The 18,762-nt window shown below is 53.6% G+C and carries 19 protein-coding genes; 7 read left to right on the top strand and 12 right to left on the bottom strand.

All coding sequences use genetic code 11. From position 1 onward, the window contains the following. Positions 1 to 15 precede the first annotated feature (15 nt). Together cfa and punC are read right to left on the bottom strand one after the other, a co-directional pair. Positions 16 to 1,167 carry a cyclopropane fatty acyl phospholipid synthase gene (gene cfa, locus KGP21_RS13735; protein WP_021804555.1) on the bottom strand — a complete coding sequence of 384 codons (1,152 nt, stop codon included), beginning with the start codon at positions 1,165 to 1,167 and terminating at the stop codon, positions 16 to 18. 340 nt (positions 1,168 to 1,507) lie between these two features. Continuing rightward, a complete protein-coding gene (gene punC / locus KGP21_RS13740) occupies positions 1,508 to 2,713 on the bottom strand; it encodes a purine nucleoside transporter PunC (RefSeq protein ID WP_059200715.1) in 1,206 nt (401 codons plus the stop codon). Positions 2,714 to 2,838: 125 nt separating this feature from the next. Here punC and punR point away from each other — a divergent pair, with 125 nt between their 5' ends. Continuing rightward, positions 2,839 to 3,759 carry a DNA-binding transcriptional activator PunR gene (gene punR, locus KGP21_RS13745; RefSeq protein WP_071683650.1) on the top strand — a complete coding sequence of 307 codons (921 nt, stop codon included), beginning with the start codon at positions 2,839 to 2,841 and terminating at the stop codon, positions 3,757 to 3,759. A 32-nt stretch (positions 3,760 to 3,791) separates the two neighbouring features. On the opposite strand, the gene purR is transcribed toward punR, so the two are convergent. After that, entirely contained in the window at positions 3,792 to 4,817 is a 1,026-nt protein-coding gene (gene purR / locus KGP21_RS13750; RefSeq protein ID WP_021804552.1) for an HTH-type transcriptional repressor PurR, read from the bottom strand. 324 nt (positions 4,818 to 5,141) lie between these two features. On the opposite strand from purR, the gene KGP21_RS13755 reads away from it, so the two are divergent. Next, complete coding sequence (locus tag KGP21_RS13755; RefSeq protein ID WP_158006235.1) at positions 5,142 to 5,231, top strand: YnhF family membrane protein; 90 nt, start codon at positions 5,142 to 5,144, stop codon at positions 5,229 to 5,231. Between the two features lie 64 nt (positions 5,232 to 5,295). On the opposite strand, the gene sodB is transcribed toward KGP21_RS13755, so the two are convergent. After that, positions 5,296 to 5,874, bottom strand: coding sequence for a superoxide dismutase [Fe] (gene sodB / locus KGP21_RS13760; protein ID WP_021178097.1), 579 nt, complete (start codon positions 5,872 to 5,874; stop codon positions 5,296 to 5,298). A 214-nt stretch (positions 5,875 to 6,088) separates the two neighbouring features. Further along, positions 6,089 to 6,904 carry a C40 family peptidase gene (locus KGP21_RS13765; protein WP_021804551.1) on the bottom strand — a complete coding sequence of 272 codons (816 nt, stop codon included), beginning with the start codon at positions 6,902 to 6,904 and terminating at the stop codon, positions 6,089 to 6,091. A 410-nt stretch (positions 6,905 to 7,314) separates the two neighbouring features. Here KGP21_RS13765 and KGP21_RS13770 point away from each other — a divergent pair, with 410 nt between their 5' ends. Then, positions 7,315 to 7,662, top strand: coding sequence for a Grx4 family monothiol glutaredoxin (locus KGP21_RS13770; RefSeq protein WP_172413932.1), 348 nt, complete (start codon positions 7,315 to 7,317; stop codon positions 7,660 to 7,662). A gap of 84 nt (positions 7,663 to 7,746) precedes the next feature. Here the strand turns inward: KGP21_RS13770 and rnt are convergent, their stop codons facing one another. From rnt to KGP21_RS13800, 6 genes are all read right to left on the bottom strand, one after another. Beyond that, positions 7,747 to 8,427, bottom strand: coding sequence for a ribonuclease T (gene rnt, locus KGP21_RS13775; protein ID WP_021178094.1), 681 nt, complete (start codon positions 8,425 to 8,427; stop codon positions 7,747 to 7,749). Positions 8,428 to 8,496: 69 nt separating this feature from the next. Further along, complete coding sequence (gloA, locus tag KGP21_RS13780; protein ID WP_021178093.1) at positions 8,497 to 8,904, bottom strand: lactoylglutathione lyase; 408 nt, start codon at positions 8,902 to 8,904, stop codon at positions 8,497 to 8,499. Positions 8,905 to 9,214: 310 nt separating this feature from the next. Next, a complete protein-coding gene (locus KGP21_RS13785; protein WP_021178092.1) occupies positions 9,215 to 10,312 on the bottom strand; it encodes an alkene reductase in 1,098 nt (365 codons plus the stop codon). 81 nt (positions 10,313 to 10,393) lie between these two features. Further along, entirely contained in the window at positions 10,394 to 10,999 is a 606-nt protein-coding gene (locus tag KGP21_RS13790; RefSeq protein ID WP_021804550.1) for a TetR/AcrR family transcriptional regulator, read from the bottom strand. 160 nt (positions 11,000 to 11,159) lie between these two features. Next, positions 11,160 to 12,791: a phosphoethanolamine transferase EptA gene (eptA, locus tag KGP21_RS13795; RefSeq protein ID WP_223538445.1), complete on the bottom strand. Its 1,632-nt coding sequence runs from the start codon at positions 12,789 to 12,791 to the stop codon at positions 11,160 to 11,162. Positions 12,792 to 12,913: 122 nt separating this feature from the next. Further along, positions 12,914 to 13,555 (bottom strand): NAD(P)-dependent oxidoreductase, encoded by a 642-nt coding sequence (locus tag KGP21_RS13800; protein WP_021178089.1) that lies wholly within the window; start codon positions 13,553 to 13,555, stop codon positions 12,914 to 12,916. A gap of 138 nt (positions 13,556 to 13,693) precedes the next feature. On the opposite strand from KGP21_RS13800, the gene KGP21_RS13805 reads away from it, so the two are divergent. The 4 genes from KGP21_RS13805 to sodC all read left to right on the top strand — a co-directional run bounded on the left by KGP21_RS13805 (position 13,694) and on the right by sodC (position 16,717). Continuing rightward, entirely contained in the window at positions 13,694 to 14,623 is a 930-nt protein-coding gene (locus KGP21_RS13805; RefSeq protein ID WP_037374794.1) for a LysR substrate-binding domain-containing protein, read from the top strand. Between the two features lie 21 nt (positions 14,624 to 14,644). Further along, complete coding sequence (locus KGP21_RS13810) at positions 14,645 to 14,884, top strand: DUF1289 domain-containing protein (protein ID WP_021804547.1); 240 nt, start codon at positions 14,645 to 14,647, stop codon at positions 14,882 to 14,884. A 108-nt stretch (positions 14,885 to 14,992) separates the two neighbouring features. After that, the gene (locus KGP21_RS13815; protein WP_223538446.1) at positions 14,993 to 15,889 is read left to right on the top strand and encodes an aldo/keto reductase family oxidoreductase; all 897 of its coding nucleotides are present in this window, start codon (positions 14,993 to 14,995) and stop codon (positions 15,887 to 15,889) included. A gap of 303 nt (positions 15,890 to 16,192) precedes the next feature. Next, on the top strand, positions 16,193 to 16,717 hold the full coding sequence (sodC, locus tag KGP21_RS13820) for a superoxide dismutase family protein (protein WP_021804545.1): 525 nt from the start codon (positions 16,193 to 16,195) through the stop codon (positions 16,715 to 16,717). 14 nt (positions 16,718 to 16,731) lie between these two features. Here the strand turns inward: sodC and KGP21_RS13825 are convergent, their stop codons facing one another. After that, on the bottom strand, positions 16,732 to 18,759 hold the full coding sequence (locus tag KGP21_RS13825; protein WP_021804544.1) for an FUSC family protein: 2,028 nt from the start codon (positions 18,757 to 18,759) through the stop codon (positions 16,732 to 16,734). Between the last annotated feature and the right edge of the window lie 3 nt (positions 18,760 to 18,762).

Below are 18,762 nucleotides of genomic sequence, written 5' to 3' on the forward strand. Positions count from 1 at the left end.
TTGGGGTAAAGGATTTTAGCGGGGTACTCGCAGGCCGCCTTCAACGCCTTTAGGGCTGAATACCACCTGCCAAAGTTGAATATCGCGAGCGCGAAACGCTCCTGCGCAGGCATTAAGGTAATAACTGAACATCCTTTCAAAACGTTCGGAATAGTGCGAAGCCAGCTGTGGCCAGCTCTGTTTGAAACGTTCATACCAGGCCATCAGGGTGCGATCGTAATCTGCGCCGATATTATGCCAATCTTCCATGACGAAGCGGCCTTCGCTGGCCTGGGCAATATGTTTCACCGACGGCAGGCAACCGTTGGGGAAGATATATTTATTGATCCACGGATCAACGTTCATATCGGTCTCGTTGGAACCAATGGTATGCAACAGGAAAATGCCATCGGGTTTTAAATTACGTTCCACCACCTCGAAATAGGTTCGGTAGTTTTTCGGCCCAACGTGTTCGAACATGCCGACCGAGACGATGCGGTCAAACTGCTGGTAGAGATCGCGGTAATCCTGCAGCAGAATTTCCACGTCCAGCCCGGCACAGCGCTCTTGCGCCATTTTCTGCTGTTCGGCGGAGATGGTGACGCCCACCATGGAAACGCCGTAGTGCTTGGCCGCATAAGCAGACAGACCGCCCCAGCCACAGCCGATATCCAATACCCGCATACCGGGCTGCAGGTGAAGTTTTTCGCAAATCAACCGTAACTTGGCCTCTTGTGCTTCTTCCAACGTCGTGGCCTGTTGCCAATAGCCGCAGGAATATTGCATATAGGGATCCAGCATCTGGGTAAACAAATCGTTACCCAGGTCGTAATGCTCTTTGCCAACAATCCAGGCACGTTTTTGGGATTGCAGGTTGGTCAGGCGGGCGGCGGCAATACGCAAGATATCCTTCAGGTGGTGGGGTAGTTTCTTTTCCAGGCCAGCTGCGACAACCCGCTGAAAAAATATGTCCAGCCGCTCGCACTCCCACCAACCGTCCATATAGCTTTCGCCCAGCCCCAGAGAGCCGTCTTGCAGTACGCGTTTAAAGAAATTGGGATTATTGATCTGAATATCGAAAGGGCGTGAACCATTGATTTCAATGCCGGCCATGCTAAGCATTTCATGAGCGATACGATACCAATGGTTGTCCTGGATGCTCAGATCTTCTATACACGATGAACTCATAGCTTCTCCATCACCTTCTTCTGACTTATGATCCTGCAGAATTTAGCGTAGACAATTTCTACAGGGACATACGTATACCTACGGTAAAAATTCACCGTGGTGTCTGAAATCCGACTTGAACAGAGGAAATTTAAGAGACTCCCTGCGTCAAAGGACGCGGGTAAATGCAACCTTAAATAAAGTGTGATGCCATCCACGTACGCAGCAGTTGCTGCAATAAGAGCTTAGTATAACTGTTATTCTAAAAGGTCGTTTTTGAGTATAGGCTTGCCGAGGCGTAGACTCAACTGCAAATCGCGCTCGGCAAGAATTTTCATTAAGTGACTATTTACAGAGATAATTATGACACGGAGTCGGCACGCTTCTGCTGTGTCATCTGAGTTTCATCCGTTCCTTTCCCACGCTGGATCAGATAGCCCAAGGCCGCTAAAAATACGGTAGCCACCATTACGGTAGCCGTGGCTAACAGCGGTTGGGCGATAAATGCCGAAACCAACAGGCTGGCGATAAAACATAACCCCAACTGTAGCGTGTTTTGCAGCGCAGCGGCTTTGCCACTGTTGTTGGGGAAGGGCATCAACGCATTGGCCACTAGAATAGGATAGCTGGCACCGTTTACTAACGCCATAAAGCAGAACGGGATCAGCAGAGTGGTCAACGTTGGCTCACTTAGCGTGGCGATCAGATACAACGCCACCATGCTGACACCGTAAGCTAACAGCAACCACGGCAGCAAGGTTTTGCCAGAGATGCGATTTAAGGCGCTACGGCAGCTATAACCCCCTAATAAGAAAGCCAGCGTTTGCGGCACATAGCTCAGACCAATATCGTTGGGGCTATACCCCATATCGCCGAGGATAAAGGGTGAACCCGTCAGCCAGGCGAAGAAGCCAGCAGAACAGGCAGCAAAAACCATCACGTTGCCGCTGAACACCGGGGATTTCAAGATCTGCATAAAGCCAAGGCTCGGCTTTTTATCGGCGGAAGGTACCAGTCTGCTACGGTCTTTCAGCAGCAAGGTGGGGATCAGCAGCAGGGCGGTGATCCCCAGCAGCACGGCGAAAATGGCCCGCCATCCCATATGGTTGAGCAACCAGGCACCCAGCAGTGGGGCCAGCGCCGGAGAGAGAGCGACCAGCGGCATAATGGAGGCGAAAACGCGGTTGGCTTTGCCATCGCGGTAGCGATCGACCACGATCGCCTGCCAGGTGACGGCGGCGGAACAGACACCAATGGCTTGAATGAAGCGCAGTGACCACAGCTGTGCCACGTTCTCGACCCAAAGCATACCGAGGCAGCCAACGGCGAACAGCGCCAGGCCAATCAATAACACGGGCTTACGGCCAATACGGTCGGACAGCGGCCCCCACAGCAACTGGGCGAAGGCAAAGCCCGCCAGGAAGATACTCAGGCTGGCGCTGATCGCCCCAGCGGAGATTTGCAGATCCTGCTGCATTGCCCCAAAGGCGGGCAGGTACATATCGGTAGCCAGATAGCCCAACATACTCAGGCCGGCCAGGTAGAACATAAATCCAAAATTTCGCATTGCTATTTCTCGTTAAAATTATGTTGTCGCAGGTTTTGAAGCGCCGGCAAGTGTATACGGCTGGATCTCTGCTTGTGAAACGGTAATATTTGCAAGGTGCTGTTAAAAAATTTGAAGGCAAACATATGTGGTCTGAATATTCACTCGATGTGGTAGATGCGGTAGCGCGAACCGGCAGTTTCAGCGCGGCGGCACAGGAGTTGCACCGCGTTCCTTCTGCTGTGAGCTATACGGTGCGTCAACTGGAGCAATGGCTGGCAGTGCCTTTGTTTGAACGCCGTCACCGCGATGTGGAACTCACGCCAGCGGGGGCGCTGTTTATTAAGGAGGCGCGAGTTGTTATCAAAAAAATGCTCGATACCCGACGACAGTGTCAGCAGGTGGCCAACGGTTGGCGCGGGCAACTGCGGATTGCGGTCGATCTGATCGTCAAACCCCAGCGCAGCCGCCAGTTGGTGCTGGATTTTTATCGCCATTTCCCCGACGTAGAACTGATGGTGCAGCCGGAAGTATTCAACGGCGTGTGGGATGCGCTGGTCGATGGCCGCGCTGAGATGGCAATTGGTGCAACGCGTGCGGTGCCGGTGGGCGGCGGTTTTGCTTTTCGCGATATGGGCTTTATGAATTGGCTCTGTGTAGTCCATGCTAAACATCCGCTCGCCGCCTTGCAAGGAAAGCTGCGCGACGAACAGCTACGGCCTTATCCCTCGTTGCTGTTGGAAGATACTTCGCGCAATTTACCCAAGCGGGTAACCTGGTCGCTAGACAACCAGCGGCGGTTGACCGTGCCGGACTGGGTTTCTGCGGTAGATTGTTTGCGTGCCGGGCTGTGTGTGGGCATGGTGCCCGCGCATCGGGTATTGCCGTTGGTACAAAGTGGTGAACTGGTAGTGTTGCCACTGCATGAGCCTTTCCCGCCCAGTGCCTGCTGCCTGACCTGGCAGCAAAACGCCCAGTCTCCGGCCATGGCCTGGCTGTTGGACTATCTGGGCGACAGCGAAACGCTCAATCAGGAATGGCTCAGTGAAGAGGAGCCGGGTGGTTAATCGGGCGCAGTATTGCAGCGCCCCAACAGGAGTTAACGGCGGTAATCGACAAAAGGACCATCGGCAACTGAGCGGCGCTCGATGAGTTTTGGATGCACTTCAATCACCTGCGATTCTTCACGCTTGCTGATAATGCGATCCAACAGCATGGTAAAGGCCATCTCGCCCAGGCGCTCTTTCGGCTGGTGAATGGTGGTTAGCGCCGGGGTGAAGTAGCGGGCATTACGCACGTTGTCGTAGCCAATCACCGAGATATCCTGCGGTACACGCAACCCCAGCTCATCGGCGGCGCAGATCGCCCCCATGGCCATAATATCACCGCCACAGAAAACGGCGGTTGGACGATGTTTTTGCGACAGGATCTGATGCATGGCTTTGTAGCCAGATTCAGGCTCGAAATCCCCCTGCACGATCCATTCTTCGCGCACTTCGATGTTGGCTTCCTTCATGGCTTTCAGAAAGCCCTGGTGGCGACCTCCACCGGTATTACGCGCCAGTTGACCAGGAATGGCACCGATGTCACGGTGGCCACGTTCGATCAGGTAGCGGCCTGCCAGGTAGCCGCCCTCGAAGGCATTGTCGATAATGGTATCGGTGAAGTCTCCGCGCGCGGTACCCCAATCCATCACCACCATGGGAATGTTACGGTAATCTTCCAGCATGCCCAGTAGCTGATCTGGATATTCTGAGCACATCACCAGCAAGCCATCGACGCGTTTTTGCGCCAGCATTGCCAGATAGGCTTGCTGTTTATCCAGATTATTGTGCGAGTTACACAAGATCAGGGTATAGCCTTTGCTGTAGCAGCTGTTTTCCACCGCTTCGATCACTTCGGCAAAATAGGGGGCCTCGCTCGAGGTGGCGAGCAAACCGATCGATTTGGTGTGGTTGACCTTGAGGCTGCGGGCCACGGCGCTAGGTGAATAGTGAAGCTCTTTGATGGCGGCCCAAACGGCCGTTTTGGTATCTTCGGCGACGAAACGCGTTTTATTGATAACGTGCGAAACGGTAGTGGTAGAAACGCCAGCGCGTTTGGCCACATCTTTAATCGTTGCCATGTAAAAAATGACTCCTAAACCCACATGTTACAGCATGTAAGTATGATGTTAATCGTTTGCCTGCGTAGATCCTTCCCCAGATAAGCGAAAACTGAGTTTTTAGTGCTGAAGTCGTAAATCGCTTGAACAGGGAGGGGCAGTTTATCGGTACGCAGTTGTGAACTGCGGATTTTGTCGCATATTGAAGAAAAGTGGAAGAGCTAATCGGTAATTATCAGCGGGGAAATCATAACAAGATTTTAATCACGAACTGTGGGAAAATGATTTGACGTATAAACTGTGTGGCTTATGCTCTGGAAAAGCCAATCTGAGAGGGAGTTGTATATGGATACCAATTTGAAGATGTCATTACTCACCACCGTGGGTGCTTTGGCAATGATTATTGCTTTCAGTTTTATTGCCGCATTGAACTGATCCGCAGCAGAAAAACAAAGGCGCAGCTTGATGCCGCGCCTTATTATTAGCTAGTTACCCGCCGTTAAGCCAGGTTTTCTGCCACGAACGCCCAGTTAACCAACGCCCAGAAGTTTTCCAGGTACTTTGGCCGCGCATTGCGGTAGTCGATATAGTAAGCATGCTCCCACACGTCAACGGTCAATAGCGGAACGTCTGCGCCGGTCAGCGGGGTTGCCGCATTTGAAGTGCTGACGATCGCCAGACTACCGTCCGCTTTTTTCACCAGCCAGGTCCAGCCCGCGCCGAAGTTTTTCACGGCGGCATCGGTGAACTGCTCTTTAAAGGCGGCGAAGGAGCCGAATGACTTATTGATGGCCTCTGCCACTGCGCCCGTTGGCTCGCCACCACCTTGCGGTGATAAGCAGTGCCAATAGAAGGTGTGGTTCCAGACCTGAGCGGCGTTGTTGAACACGCCGCCGGTGGAGGTCTTGACGATCTCGACCAGGGATTTGCCTTCGAACTCGCTACCTTTCACCAGATTGTTCAGGTTAACCACGTAGGTGTTATGGTGCTTGCCATAGTGGTATTCCAGCGTTTCTGCGGAAATGTGCGGTTCGAGAGCGTTTTTCTCATATGGTAATGCAGGTAATTCAAACGACATTGCTTTCTCCTTTTATAGACAATACGCCTCTCCGACGCTGCAGGCCTAAGGGGCCGAGGGCGGAAAAACGCAATTGCACCACTTTTGTTATGGTTATTAATCTTAACAACTTTCCGAGCGAAAAGAACATCCAAAGTGTGCCAAGTGACTGATTGTTTAAAGTTGCAGCGGGTGATAGAGAGCACGGCCGAGCAGTTAGCTCAGCCGTGAAAGGTTAACGGATGGTGGTAGGGGTCACTACGCGGCGGGCACCAATGTAATGGTTTTGCCAATAGTCGTTATCTAACTGACTGATGCGAATTTCTTCACCGGTACGCGGTGACTGGATGAACTTACCGTTACCAAGATAGACGCCAACGTGATCGGCGGTGCCACGGTTGTTGATGCGGAAGAACACCAGATCGCCTTTCTCAAGCTCATTACGCTTGATCGGCGCTGCATCACGCAGGTGGTACATTTCGTTGGCGGTACGCGGCATTTTAATTTTCACCACGTCTTTGTACGCGTAATAAATCAGCCCGCTGCAGTCGAAGCCTGTACCAGGTGAAGACCCACCCCAGCGGTAGGGCTTACCCATTTGCCCCATCAGCTTGGCCATGGCGGTCTGCTTGGCGTGCTGATAACGTTTTTTGTGAGCGGCGGAAAGTTTCAACGGCTTTTCGCGGCCAGCCAATTTTGCCGTAGCTTTGCCTTCTTCACGATGGCGACCATAACCTTTTTTATAGCCTTTTTTAGGCGGAGTTACTTTTAGCTTGGCCGTTTTGGTTGCCTGGCTTTTAGTTTTAACGCTGGTGGTTTTTTTTGCGGTCTTTATCGTTGCTGGTTTGGTTTTTAGCGTTTTCGGAGGGGTGGCTGCCTTCACTTTTTTATTGGCTTTCTCCGCTTTCTTTTTCTTGCGGTCGTCTGGCCGGGCTTCATTAACGTGACTCTTGCGCTGCTCGGCAGAAACACGTGCCTGTGGCGCAGCGTGCGCCAAATTGAAGAAGAGCTGCGTAAATAGCAGCACAAAAAGTGTAATAATTAACCGCATATCGACGTTACCAACCTTGGCTCCGAAACAGAAATCGAATGAGTCACAGTATTCCCGAAATTCACCCTATAAAACAGCGTGGATCTCATAAATACTAATCCATATTGTGAGAAAACGTTAATGGCATTTTTATTGTTGCAAAATCAAACGCCTGGCGCCTAAAAAAGCGACAGAGATCATGTGGTTGGCTTATTGCTCGCCGGCATTGCGCAGGGCAAAGATAATAGTGAAACGTCCCGATTAAAAATGTTATTCTGGGGCCATGTTTTAACCGGTTCGGTGTGTCCGCCGCTTTTGCTAAGGCAATCAGAGAATGTCCCTGCAAAAGATGGCGTTTTCTTGGCACCGGTCCTGCCGCTACAATAGCCAGTGTGATGCATGTTGTAGCCATGATGTGGCTTGAGGAAGCAATAATGACGACGATTGAAAAAATTCAGCAGCAAATTTCTGCCAACCCGATCCTGCTGTATATGAAAGGCTCACCGAAATTGCCAAGCTGCGGTTTCTCTGCTCAGGCCGTGCAGGCGCTTTCAGCCTGTGGTGAACGTTTTGCCTATGTTGATATTCTGCAAAACCCGGACATCCGCGCTGAGCTGCCAAAGTACGCCAACTGGCCAACCTTCCCGCAGCTGTGGGTCGATGGTGAACTGGTTGGCGGCTGCGATATCATCATCGAGATGTACCAGCGTGGTGAACTGCAGCCGTTGATCAAAGAAACGGCCGAAAAGTATAAAGATCAGGAAGACCAGCAGCCTTAATGGCGCAGGGTTTTACCCAATAAAATCGGGCGGCACCTTTAACAGTGCCGCCCGATTTTTTATGTCTGTCAGTTTGCCAGCAAGCTATTGCGATTCAACGTTGGCAATCGGCCAGCCACCGAGACGTTTCCAGCGGTTGACCAGTTCACAGAACAGTTGGGCGGTTTGCTGGGTATCATACAGGGCTGAGTGTGCCTGGCTGCTATCAAACGGCATACCGGCGGCGATACAGGCTTTGGCCAGCACCGTCTGCCCTAATACCAGCCCACTAAGCGCAGCGGTATCAAAGGTGGCAAACGGGTGGAACGGGTTGCGTTTCAGGCTGGCGCGCTCGGCGGCGGCCATCAGGAAACTGTGATCAAAGTTGGCATTATGCGCCACGATGATCGCCCGGTTACAGCCCTGATCCTTAATGCCTTTACGCACGGCTTTGAAAATCGCATGCAGCGCATCATATTCACTCACTGCACCACGCAGTGGGTTATGTGGATCGATACCGTTGAAGGCCAGCGCTTCCGGTTGCAGGTTCGCCCCTTCAAACGGTTCTACGTGAAAATGCAGCGTTTCATCTTGCTGTAACCAACCATTTTCATCCATTTTCAGCGTGACGGCGGCAATCTCTAGCAGCGCATCGGTCTGAGCATGAAACCCGGCGGTTTCCACATCAATAACAACGGGATAAAACCCACGGAAACGGCCACTCAGGGCGTTAAGATCACTTTTTTCGGCCATCAGTTTCTTATCTTTAGCGAATTCAGCGCGCATTATGACAAATTTCTTGTCTTGGTGCAGCGGAGATAGAAAGCAGGGCGCATGGCGCGCCCTGGAGAAACCTCAGTTACCGAGGCCGTGACCTGCATGCTTGTTCTCGATCAGTTCGATCTTGTAGCCGTCTGGATCTTCGACGAAGGCAATCACGGTGGTACCGCCCTTGACTGGACCGGCTTCGCGTGTGACTTTGCCACCGGCCTGTCGGATGTTGTCGCAGGTGGCGGCTACATCATCGACGCCCAGAGCCAGATGACCAAAGGCGGAACCCATGTCGTAGCTGTCGACGCCCCAGTTATAGGTTAGTTCGATGACCGAGCCTTCGCTTTCATCGCTATAACCCACGAAGGCCAGCGAGTATTTGTACTCGGTATTTTCGCTGGTACGCAGTAAGCGCATGCCTAATACCTTGGTATAGAAGTCGATGGAGCGTTGCAGATCGCCGACACGGAGCATGGTATGGAGTAAGCGCATAATTTCCTCTGATTGGATATGCCGCGGCTGACGGCAGGTGACTTGAACAGCGTCAGACAGTATAGCCTTGTCGCATAAGGCAATTCAACGCGTGCGGTTGGTGATAGGGTAGGTTACGTTGTCACAAACAAAAATAGCTGCGGATAATAGTGCAGCAGGCGGGAGCCATACAGAATGCCGACACGCCGTGGATCCTTCCATGGAGGCTCGTATCGCGCGTCGATGCGCTCAACGGTCGGCTAACCTGTATGACCCCACCTGTCAGAGGCTTAGTGTATTGCGGTATTTAGCGCCCCTGTTTAGCTGAGCGTTACAGTGTCGGATAATCGGTATAACCCTCGGCACCGCCGCCGTAGAAGAAATCGGCACGCTGCTCGTTGAGTGGAGCCTGCTGTTTAAAGCGTTCCACCAGATCTGGGTTGGCAATATAGCTGCGGCCAAAGGCGACGGCATCAATAAAGCCTTGGGCGATCAGCTCTTCCGCTTTCTCCGCCGTATAGGCACCCGCGCCAATAATCACGCCTTGGAAGTGCGCTCTTACTGCATCGCGGAACGCGGTTGAGTAAGGCTTGCCACCGGCCCAATCCGGCTCGGAAATATGCAGGTAGGCGATACCGCGCTTGTTCAGCTCTTCGATCAGATACAGCGCCGCTTCTTCCTGATCTTCGCCGTTGTCCAGGCCATTGAACGGGCCCAACGGTGAGATACGGATACCAACGCGATCGGCTCCGATTTCAGCAATGCTCGCATCGACCACTTCCAGCGTCAGACGGGTACGGTTTTCAATGCTGCCACCGTATTGGTCAGTACGTTGGTTGGACGCCGGAGACATAAACTGGTGCAGCAGGTAACCATGCGCGGCGTGCAATTCAATATAGTCAAAACCGGCTTCACGCGAGTTGGCCGCAGCCTGGCGGAAATCGTTGACGATCCCCGGGATTTCGTTGGTTTCCAACGCGCGTGGGGTAGAGGTTGGCACACGCACCCAGGCACCGGTTTCATCACGCACCGTGGTGCGGGTTTCGGCATTGATCGCTGAAGGTGCGACGGGAGCCTGCTGGCCAGGCTGCAAGCTTGAGTGGGAGATGCGGCCTACGTGCCAAAGTTGCACAGCGATATGACCCTGTTTGTCATGTACCGCCTGGGTGATTTTTTTCCACGCGGCGATTTGTTCTGGGGTATGCAGACCGGGAGCTCCGGCATAACCTTTCGCCTGGAAAGAAATCTGGGTGGCCTCGGTGATCAGCAGGCCAGCGCTGGCACGCTGAGCATAATATTCCGCCATCAACGGCGTAGGGATGTCACCTGGCTCGATGCTGCGCAGACGAGTCAGCGGGGCCATGAACACTCGGTTGGGTAAGGTGGTGTGGCCAACTTTGAGCGGAGAGAACAATTTTTCAATCTTCATAGTGCATCCTATAGTATTAGACCAGTCGACTAGTGATGGTAAACAGTATCGCTACAATGTCTTTCGGGTAAAAAAGGGAGTTTATGGCTGCGCTGGGCGCAACAGCAATTCGATACTTTCCAGCGCACAGGTCAGTGGGGCAACAGAGTGGCGGATTTTAGCCCGCAACGATGCGCCCAACCACAGCGAATACAGCGTTTCCGCCGTGGCCGCCGGGCTCATAGTGATAGCCAGTGAACCTTCACGGATACCACGTTCGATCGCGTCTTGCAGATGACCAATCACGCGGCTGGTGCCAGCTTCCAACGCATGGCGCATAGGTTCAGAAAGATCGCTGACCTCTGCGGAGAGTTTCACTGCCAGGCAAGCGTTATGGCACTCACTGCGGCAGTGGAAGCTGATGGCCTGGGCATAATAACTTAATAACTGATTACGCGCGTCGCTGCGAGAGTCGGCAAAAAGCGCCTGCATTTGAGCGTCGTAATGGGCAAAATAGCGTTGCAACATCGCTTCGCCGAAGGCTTCCTTCGAACGAAAATAGTGATAGAACGACCCTTTGGGCACGCCAGCGGTAGCGAGCAACTCACTGAGGCCCATGCCGGTAAAACCAAGGCGCAGGCTGAGCGTTTCGCCGGTAGCGAGCAGATGTTCTCGGGTATCCCCGTTGCAATTCGTCTGTTTTGTCATAATGAAAATGAGAATAATAGACCGATTGGTCTAGGTCAAGTCGCAGATAAAAAAAACCGGGAAAAAATCCCCGGCTCTGACGGTAAAAACGTCGACTAACTTACATTCTATCGAGTTGCTGCACAAGACCTCATGCCGGTGTGCAGCATGCTGCGTCAGTCTAGCTGCGGCAGCGCTGCAGAATATCCAGGTTGGGCTGATATTGCTGTGTCTGCACGTTCAACATGCCCAACAGGGTGTGGAACAGATTATCCTGTGAAACCTTGTCGTTATCCGCCAAGGATTGCAGGCATTGGCGGTTAATGCCGAAATTGCGTTCATAATCGGCCGACATCCACATCAGGAAAGGCACGTGGGTCTGCTGAGAAGGCGCGAACATATAAGGCGTACCGTGCAGATACATGCCATTCTCCCCGAGCGATTCACCGTGATCGGAAAGATAGACCATCGCCGTATTGAATTTGCCGCTGTATTGCTGCAACAGCTTGATGGTGTTGTCCAGCATGGCGTCGGTGTACAGTAGCGAATTGTCGTAGGTATTCACCAGTTGCTCGTGGGTACAGTCCTGGATCTGGTTGCTGTCACAGGTGGGTGAGAACTGGCGTAATTCGGGCGTACTGCGGCGGTAGTAGGCCGGGCCGTGGCTTCCCATCTGATGCAGTACGATCACACCGTCCCCTTTCAGGCCGTTGATATAATCGTCCAGTTTATGCAGCAGCACGTTATCCATGCAGACATCGCCGTCGCAATACTGCGAAAGCTTCAGCTTGGTCATGTCGATATGTGGGATGCGATCGCAGGCCCCCTTACAACCGCCGTCATTTTCGCGCCACAGCAGGTTCACTCCGGCATGAGCCATCACGTCCAGCATGCCTTCCTGGTGTGCGGCCAAGGTGGCGTCGTAGTCGCCGCGTGGCATGTTGGAGAACATACAGGGCACGGAGATAGCCGTTTCGGTACCGCAGGAACTGGCATTCTTGAAATAAACCACATGGTCCTGCTTCAAGCGGGGATTGGTCTCCCGTGAGTAACCACCTAGCGAAAAATTCTCTGCCCGCGCGGTTTCACCGACCACCAGTATCACCAGGGTTTTCTTGGTCTGGCTGCTAATGACTGGGCCTAAATGAGCATCTTCACCAATCTTGACCAGCGGCAGATTTTGGTGGAAATAGCGGTGTTGAGCGTACTTGATGGTGCCAGACACAAAATTGCTTGGGGTGAGCATTTTCACCACGCTTTTATTGTTGCGGATCAGCGAGGCGTAATCTTTATAGAATAACGCTGCAACCAACAGGATCACCACCACGGAAAGCATCACATTGGCCGCGCGCAGGCCAATCATGTACCACCAAGGGCGGGTTTTATTGATGCGGACAAAGCACACGAAAACGGCAGGCAAAATGCCCAGCAACAGCAGCCATAGCCCCATACGAGGGGTGAGCAATGCCGTCGCTTCCTGAGGGTTGGTCTCGAAGGCGTTCTGCATCATATTGCCATCAATCACCACGCCGTAGCTGAACATAAAATAGTTGGCCGCCGCGCTGCCGAGCAGTAACAGAATAACCAGGGGTTTACGCAGGAACGGAATGGTTAATACGCTGAAGATAATATTCAGGGCACAGAAAATAACCACTGGCATAGTCGCCGCAAAAATGACGCTATGTACGCTATCAAAGGTGATATATGACCAGGCCTGGTGAATAAATAGCAGGTTCTGGAAAACCGTGAAGAATAGGGCGCAAGCCAGGATAAAACCCAAGCTGTTGCATTGTAATGATGGACGTAAGCGCATTGCCAAATCTGGATCCTGCCATGAGGTAATGCGCCGAAATTTATCAGATGAAACTTAAGATAACCTTAGACGTAGTGAGTGGCAGGACAGCGGCTGCAACGATTACAGCCGCTGGCGGACGATTAATAGGCAGCGGTAAACTGTGCCTTGATGAACTGCGGTTTTTCCACTTCGTCGATAATGGCAACCGCGAGGTCTTCTACCGAAATACTGGCCGGCGCGTCACCCTTCATCAACAATTGTGTCGTGCCCAAACGGAACTGACCGGTACGCTTGCCGGGTTCCAGCAACGCGGCAGGAGAAAGGTAGGTCCAATCCAACTGGGTTTCTTTTTTCAACGCATTACGTAAATCTCGTACCGCCTGGGCCCCTGGACGAATATTTTCCGGGAACTGCGGAGTATCAACCAGCTCAACTCCCGGAGCGACTTCCAGGCTACCGGCACCGCCAACGTACAGCAGGCGTTTAACCGCGGATTGTTTTACCGCCGCCAGGATTTGTTGGGCACCTTTAGCGGTTTTCTCATACAGGTCCGTTTCTGCCCAACCTGGGTTATAGGCGCTGATCACGACATCATGGCCAGCTAACTGTTGTGCCAGCCACGGGCCGTCGGCCACGTCACCCAGGGCGACGGTGAGATTGGCATTATCCGGCAGATCTTTTTTCTGACGGGCGATGGCGGTCACTTGCAGGCCGCGGGCCAAAGCTTCATCCACTACGCGGCGGCCAACAAAACCGGTTGCTCCAATAATGGCGACTTTCATGAGGTCTCTCCTGTGAAATATTTTTTAGTGGGTTGCCGTACCACTCAGTGGCGGCGCAGTAGAAATACTATAAGCCTTAACAATGCGGCTGATTAGTGCCATATTTATGCTTTCTTGATTAAGTAAAACTTCATAATCATGGATAAACTGAATCGAATGGCGGTATTTGCCACCGTGGTAGCCGAGGGATCTTTTGTTGCGGCGGCCCGTCGGCTAGAGATGACGCCTTCAGCGGTCAGCCAGCATATGAGGTCGTTAGAAAAGTCGCTCGGGATGCCGTTATTGCACCGCTCGACTCGCCGTTTGGCACTGACCGATGCGGGGGAAGCCTTTTATCCCGGTTGCGAAGCCATGTTGCAGGAAGCACAGCGCGCGGAGCAGCGGCTGGCGGAACTGCGGGATACGCTGGTGGGCGAACTACGTATTGCCACCACCGTCGGGATCGGTAGCGGCCCCTTGGCTGAGGCTCTGGCTCCCTTGCTGCTGGCGCACCCAAAGCTGACGCTGCGCATTCTGGCAGACGACCAGGTGGTGGATATGATCGAGCAGCGGGTAGATATCTCGCTGCGCGTAAATCTGCAACTGGCAGATACCAACCTGATTGCTCACCCGCTGACCGCCTGGCCCATGGTGCTCTGCGCCGCGCCGCGTTATCTTAGCCAGCATGGCGTGCCGGAAACGCCCCAGGAGCTGGTGCAACACCGCTGGATCACCGGTAGCGGTCATGGGCTGCATCTCGATTTACATCACCATGCGGGCGAAACATTCAAACTACGCCTGGCGGCGGGGCAGGTTGTCAGCGGTAGTATGAACGTGATCCGGGCCTTTACCCGCAATGGTCTGGGGATTTCCGGTCAACCGCTGTATGAAATTGGTGATGAACTGCGCAGGGGGGAATTAATCGCTCTGTTACCGCAGTGGAGGCCAGCGCCATATCGGCTGCATGCGTTAACTCTGGAGCGGGTTCTACCGGAGAAAACGCGCCAGGCGTTGCACTATTTGCGAGAATATTTTCGCCGTCATGGGGAAAAGCCACTTGCCAATGGCCCCGATGACGTCTTCAATTAGCATGACAACGCAGGAGGACGTGTGGCGCAGCAACTCGAGTTCTTTGACATCCCAAGCCCGTGTCGTGGCATTTGCCAGGCCGATGAGCGCGGCTATTGTCGTGGTTGCCTGCGCAGCCGCGAGGAGCGCTTTGGCTGGATGCAAATGAACGATGTCCAGAAAAAGGACGTTCTGCGCCTGTGTCGCCAGCGTTACCTGCGCTCACTGCGTACCGGCAAGCAGCCGGAAGAGATCCCGCCTGAGCAGCCCTCACTGTTTTAACTTTAATGCTGATTTTCTCGATCTGCCGCACGTAAAGGCCACTTTTGCGTTTCCTACGTCTTGGACGCTTGTGTATGCTGGCGTTAACTATTGTCATGAGGTTTAACAATGCTGAATCGTACTAAGCTGGCACCCCTTGGGCCAGAGTTCTCACGCATGATTTGCGGCTACTGGCGTTTGATGGAGTGGGGCATGTCTCCGCAGCAGTTGCTGACGTTTATCAAGCAACACGTTGAGCTGGGGGTGACCACGGCGGACCACGCGGATATTTATGGTGGCTATGCCTGCGAGCAGGCCTTTGGCGAGGCTATCAAGCTACAGCCCTCGGTGCGCCAGGGGATGGAGCTGGTGTCGAAGTGCGGCATCGCGACCACCGCCAAGCCGGGTAACCCTATCGGGCATTACATCACCGATCGCGAGCATATCGTGCATAGCGCAGAGCAGTCATTATCGCACCTGCATACGGACTACCTGGATTTATTGTTGATCCATCGCCCCGATCCGTTGATGGAGGCCGATGAGGTAGCAGAAGCCTTTGTGGCGCTGCATAAAAGCGGCAAGGTGCGCCATTTCGGCGTTTCGAACTTTACGCCAGCACAGTTTTCCTTATTGCAGTCGCGTCTGCCGTTCTCGCTGGTGACTAACCAGGTCGAAATTTCCCCGATCTATCAGCCTGCGATCCTCGACGGCACCTTGGATCAATGCCAGCAGTTGCGTATCAAACCGATGGCCTGGTCATGTCTGGGTGGCGGGCGGTTGTTCAGCGATGCTGAGTTCCAGCCGTTACGCGATGAACTGCAAGCGGTGGCGCAAGAGATTGGTGCCGAAACCATTGAGCAGGTGGTGTATGCCTGGGTGATGCGTCTGCCTTCGGCACCGCTGCCAATTATCGGCTCCGGCAAGATCGAGCGCGTACGTTCGGCCCTGAAGGCGCAAGAGCTGACCTTGAGCCGCCAGCAGTGGTTCCGCATTCGTAAAGCGGCACTGGGTTACGACGTACCTTAAGTTGAGCGGGTAAGGCTGGCATCGTGCCAGCCTTATCCGATGTCCTTTGCCGCTACTTCACTTGCACCCCTTGGCTAAATATTATCAGTAAGCTTGCAGCCCAAAACATTAAGAATGCCAGTATCTTTATGTTAATGACACTTGCCGACGCAGGGGGGCAGAAAACCAAGGAATACGGGAGCAAGGTCACAAAATATTATAACCGGCTCAGTGGCTGCGCTGATTAACGACGGTTTCCCCTGTAGCAAGGTTTAATCGGTATATACTCCCTAAGGACTATAACTATCGCATGGAGATTGAGTGATGAAACGTTATTGGTGTGCGGCATTGGGTTTGATGGCCTGTGGCGTTGCGCAGGCGGCAACGGTTGATGTCGAAATGAATCTGGTGACCGGCCAGGGAATTGGTCAGGACATTGGTAAAATCACAATTAGCGAAACGCCTTACGGCCTGTTGTTCACCCCGCAACTGAAAGCCTTGCCTGCCGGTGTGCACGGTTTTCACGTTCATGAGAAAGGCAGCTGTGAGCCGGGTATGAAAGAGGGCAAGGCGGTAGCCGCACTGGCTGCGGGGGGCCACTTTGATCCTGAGAAAACCGGCAAGCATCTCGGGCCTTATGATGCCAACGGGCATTTAGGCGATTTGCCAGCAATCTATGTCACGGCGGACGGCATGGCTGACACTCAGGTGCTGGCTCCGCGCTTGAAGAAAATCAGCGAAATCGAAGGCAAGGCGCTGATGGTACACGCCGGGGGGGATAACCACTCCGATCAACCCAAACCGCTGGGTGGTGGTGGCGATCGCTTCGCCTGTGGCGTAATCAAATAAATCAGCTGCCCGCGTCAGCCTGGCGTGGGCGCTGTTATCGCTTCCGGTGGAATGATCGCCTGCTGTAACTGCTGCAGTGAGCAGTACAGCCGCCAAATCAAGCCCGCCAAATCACGTGCTGCCTGTTCTGGATGTTGGGCAAGTGTGTTACTCATACGCTGCAACTCCTGCAAGGTGGCGTCCAACGACGCATGCTGCACTCCTTTCTCAGTCATGACTCCCTTCAAACAATGAATACAGACGTCACGTACGGCGGCCAGCGGATCTGATCGGGTTTGCCAATCACGCAGTTGCCAGACCACGTGGCTGCAGTTCAGCAGCACTACTCCCCAACGTAATAGCCAGGTGCGGGCCTCCTGATCCAGGCTTTGATTCAGTTGACTGATGCGGTGATAGATACGCGACTCAAACTGGCTTTCGCTTTGCTGCGGTTTCTTACTCAACTGATCGATAAAATCACGGCGTAATGCGCGGATAATCCGTCGGCTTTTACGTTTGTCCGAACTGGGCCGCAGGATTTGGAACGCCAGCCCTGCCAACAGCACACCGGCAATCTTGGCGAGACTGTCATTGATATAGCCTTGATAATCGTAGCTCGGCGGGTTGGTCACGGCGAGAAACGATCCCATAAACACGATCAACTGACCCCAGAGTGGGGCATAGGGTGGATTTTGCAGTTTCATCATCTGCATCGTGACCAGGGTCGGGAACAGGAAGGCGCAAAACACCCAGAAGTCGTCGATCTGGATCATCAGGCCAAACTTCATCACAAAGCAGAAGGCAAACAGCAGGGAAACGGCCTTCAGTAAGGTGGTGATGGATTTGATCGGCGAAGGGGTAGAGGAATAGAGCACGCAACTGATGGCGATCAGCGTCAGCGCAGAGCTACCTGCGTCCCACTGGGTCGTGATCCAATAAGCGCAACCGATCAGGATACACAAGAAGGTGCGAAGCCCGTTGTAGGCGGCCTCAACGCTGTCTGTATGGCGCGCTAGTGAGGTAACCCGCGGTGGTTCGATATCGCTGACCTGGGTAGCGCTTTCCAGCCGTTGCAACCAACGGGTACAGCGCAGATAGAGCCAGCAAAAGTGGCGCAGGCGCAGGAAGAAGGCCCGATGGCGATAATCTGTCGGATCCTGAGGGGCGATGGTGACCAGAATATGCGCCAGCCGATATTTGTCCGTGGTGGGATCGCGTAATTCATTCAACAACTGCTCTAACACCGCCGCCAGATTCTCCGGGCGGTCTGGCCAGTTTAACAACATGCGGCGCAGGCTGGAGATAACGCTGGTGATGCGCAATTGCTGGTGCAGCATGTAATTGAGGATATTGTTTTGCCGACGCAGCCGGTAATGGCTCCAGAAGGCCTGAATACGTAGCAGGTTCATGGTCAGGATCTGGCCGATAACGCCCTCGTGGGAGGTACGCATCCGCAGGCTGATTTCCGGTTGCCACAGCATGGCGGCGTGTTCCAGCAGGCGTAAGTGCATGCGGCGTAGCGATACCAGCAGAGTTGCGCCATCCGAGGTGCTTGGCAGGATCATCATCATCAGGCCGCCGCACAGGATACCGGTGATCACCTCACAGACGCGTGCCTGGGTGATATCAAAAATTTGCTGGGTGTCGGTAATATTAACCGTGCCAAACACGATGATAGCGGCGGTATAGCCCGCCAGGGCAAAGGCGTAGGAGACATTGTTCTGGTAGTGGTTGGAAATGTAGGTACACAGCCCCAACCAACTGGCAATCGACAGGGTGAACAACCAGGGATCGTTCAGACAACCGGCAATCAGCAGTGACGCCATGGCACCAAGCAGGCTGCCAAAAATGCGGCCAATGCTCTTGCTGATCACGCCGCCAACCGTCGGGAAACTGACGACGGCGGCGGAGGTCAGCGCCCAATAGGGTTCATCCAGCTGTAAAACGAAGGCGACCCACAGCGCCAGGCACATTGCCAGGGTGTTGCGTAACGCATAGCGCCACTGCCCTGCGGTGGCTTTACCCCAGGGCGAACGCTTCCATTCAAGAAAGGGCAGGTTCACACA

The organism is Serratia sp. JSRIV004 (genome assembly GCF_019968705.1).
GTDB lineage: Bacteria > Pseudomonadota > Gammaproteobacteria > Enterobacterales > Enterobacteriaceae > Chania > Chania fonticola_B.

Coding starts and splice junctions, on each gene's coding strand:
- cfa (WP_021804555.1), bottom strand. CDS start 1,167: ATGAGTTCATCGTGTATAGAAGATCTGAGCATCCAGGACAACCATTGG.
- punC (WP_059200715.1), bottom strand. CDS start 2,713: ATGCGAAATTTTGGATTTATGTTCTACCTGGCCGGCCTGAGTATGTTG.
- punR (WP_071683650.1), top strand. CDS start 2,839: ATGTGGTCTGAATATTCACTCGATGTGGTAGATGCGGTAGCGCGAACC.
- purR (WP_021804552.1), bottom strand. CDS start 4,817: ATGGCAACGATTAAAGATGTGGCCAAACGCGCTGGCGTTTCTACCACT.
- KGP21_RS13755 (WP_158006235.1), top strand. CDS start 5,142: ATGGATACCAATTTGAAGATGTCATTACTCACCACCGTGGGTGCTTTG.
- sodB (WP_021178097.1), bottom strand. CDS start 5,874: ATGTCGTTTGAATTACCTGCATTACCATATGAGAAAAACGCTCTCGAA.
- KGP21_RS13765 (WP_021804551.1), bottom strand. CDS start 6,904: ATGCGGTTAATTATTACACTTTTTGTGCTGCTATTTACGCAGCTCTTC.
- rnt (WP_021178094.1), bottom strand. CDS start 8,427: ATGCGCGCTGAATTCGCTAAAGATAAGAAACTGATGGCCGAAAAAAGT.
- gloA (WP_021178093.1), bottom strand. CDS start 8,904: ATGCGCTTACTCCATACCATGCTCCGTGTCGGCGATCTGCAACGCTCC.
- KGP21_RS13785 (WP_021178092.1), bottom strand. CDS start 10,312: ATGAAGATTGAAAAATTGTTCTCTCCGCTCAAAGTTGGCCACACCACC.
- KGP21_RS13790 (WP_021804550.1), bottom strand. CDS start 10,999: ATGACAAAACAGACGAATTGCAACGGGGATACCCGAGAACATCTGCTC.
- eptA (WP_223538445.1), bottom strand. CDS start 12,791: ATGCGCTTACGTCCATCATTACAATGCAACAGCTTGGGTTTTATCCTG.
- KGP21_RS13800 (WP_021178089.1), bottom strand. CDS start 13,555: ATGAAAGTCGCCATTATTGGAGCAACCGGTTTTGTTGGCCGCCGCGTA.
- KGP21_RS13805 (WP_037374794.1), top strand. CDS start 13,694: ATGGATAAACTGAATCGAATGGCGGTATTTGCCACCGTGGTAGCCGAG.
- KGP21_RS13815 (WP_223538446.1), top strand. CDS start 14,993: ATGCTGAATCGTACTAAGCTGGCACCCCTTGGGCCAGAGTTCTCACGC.
- sodC (WP_021804545.1), top strand. CDS start 16,193: ATGAAACGTTATTGGTGTGCGGCATTGGGTTTGATGGCCTGTGGCGTT.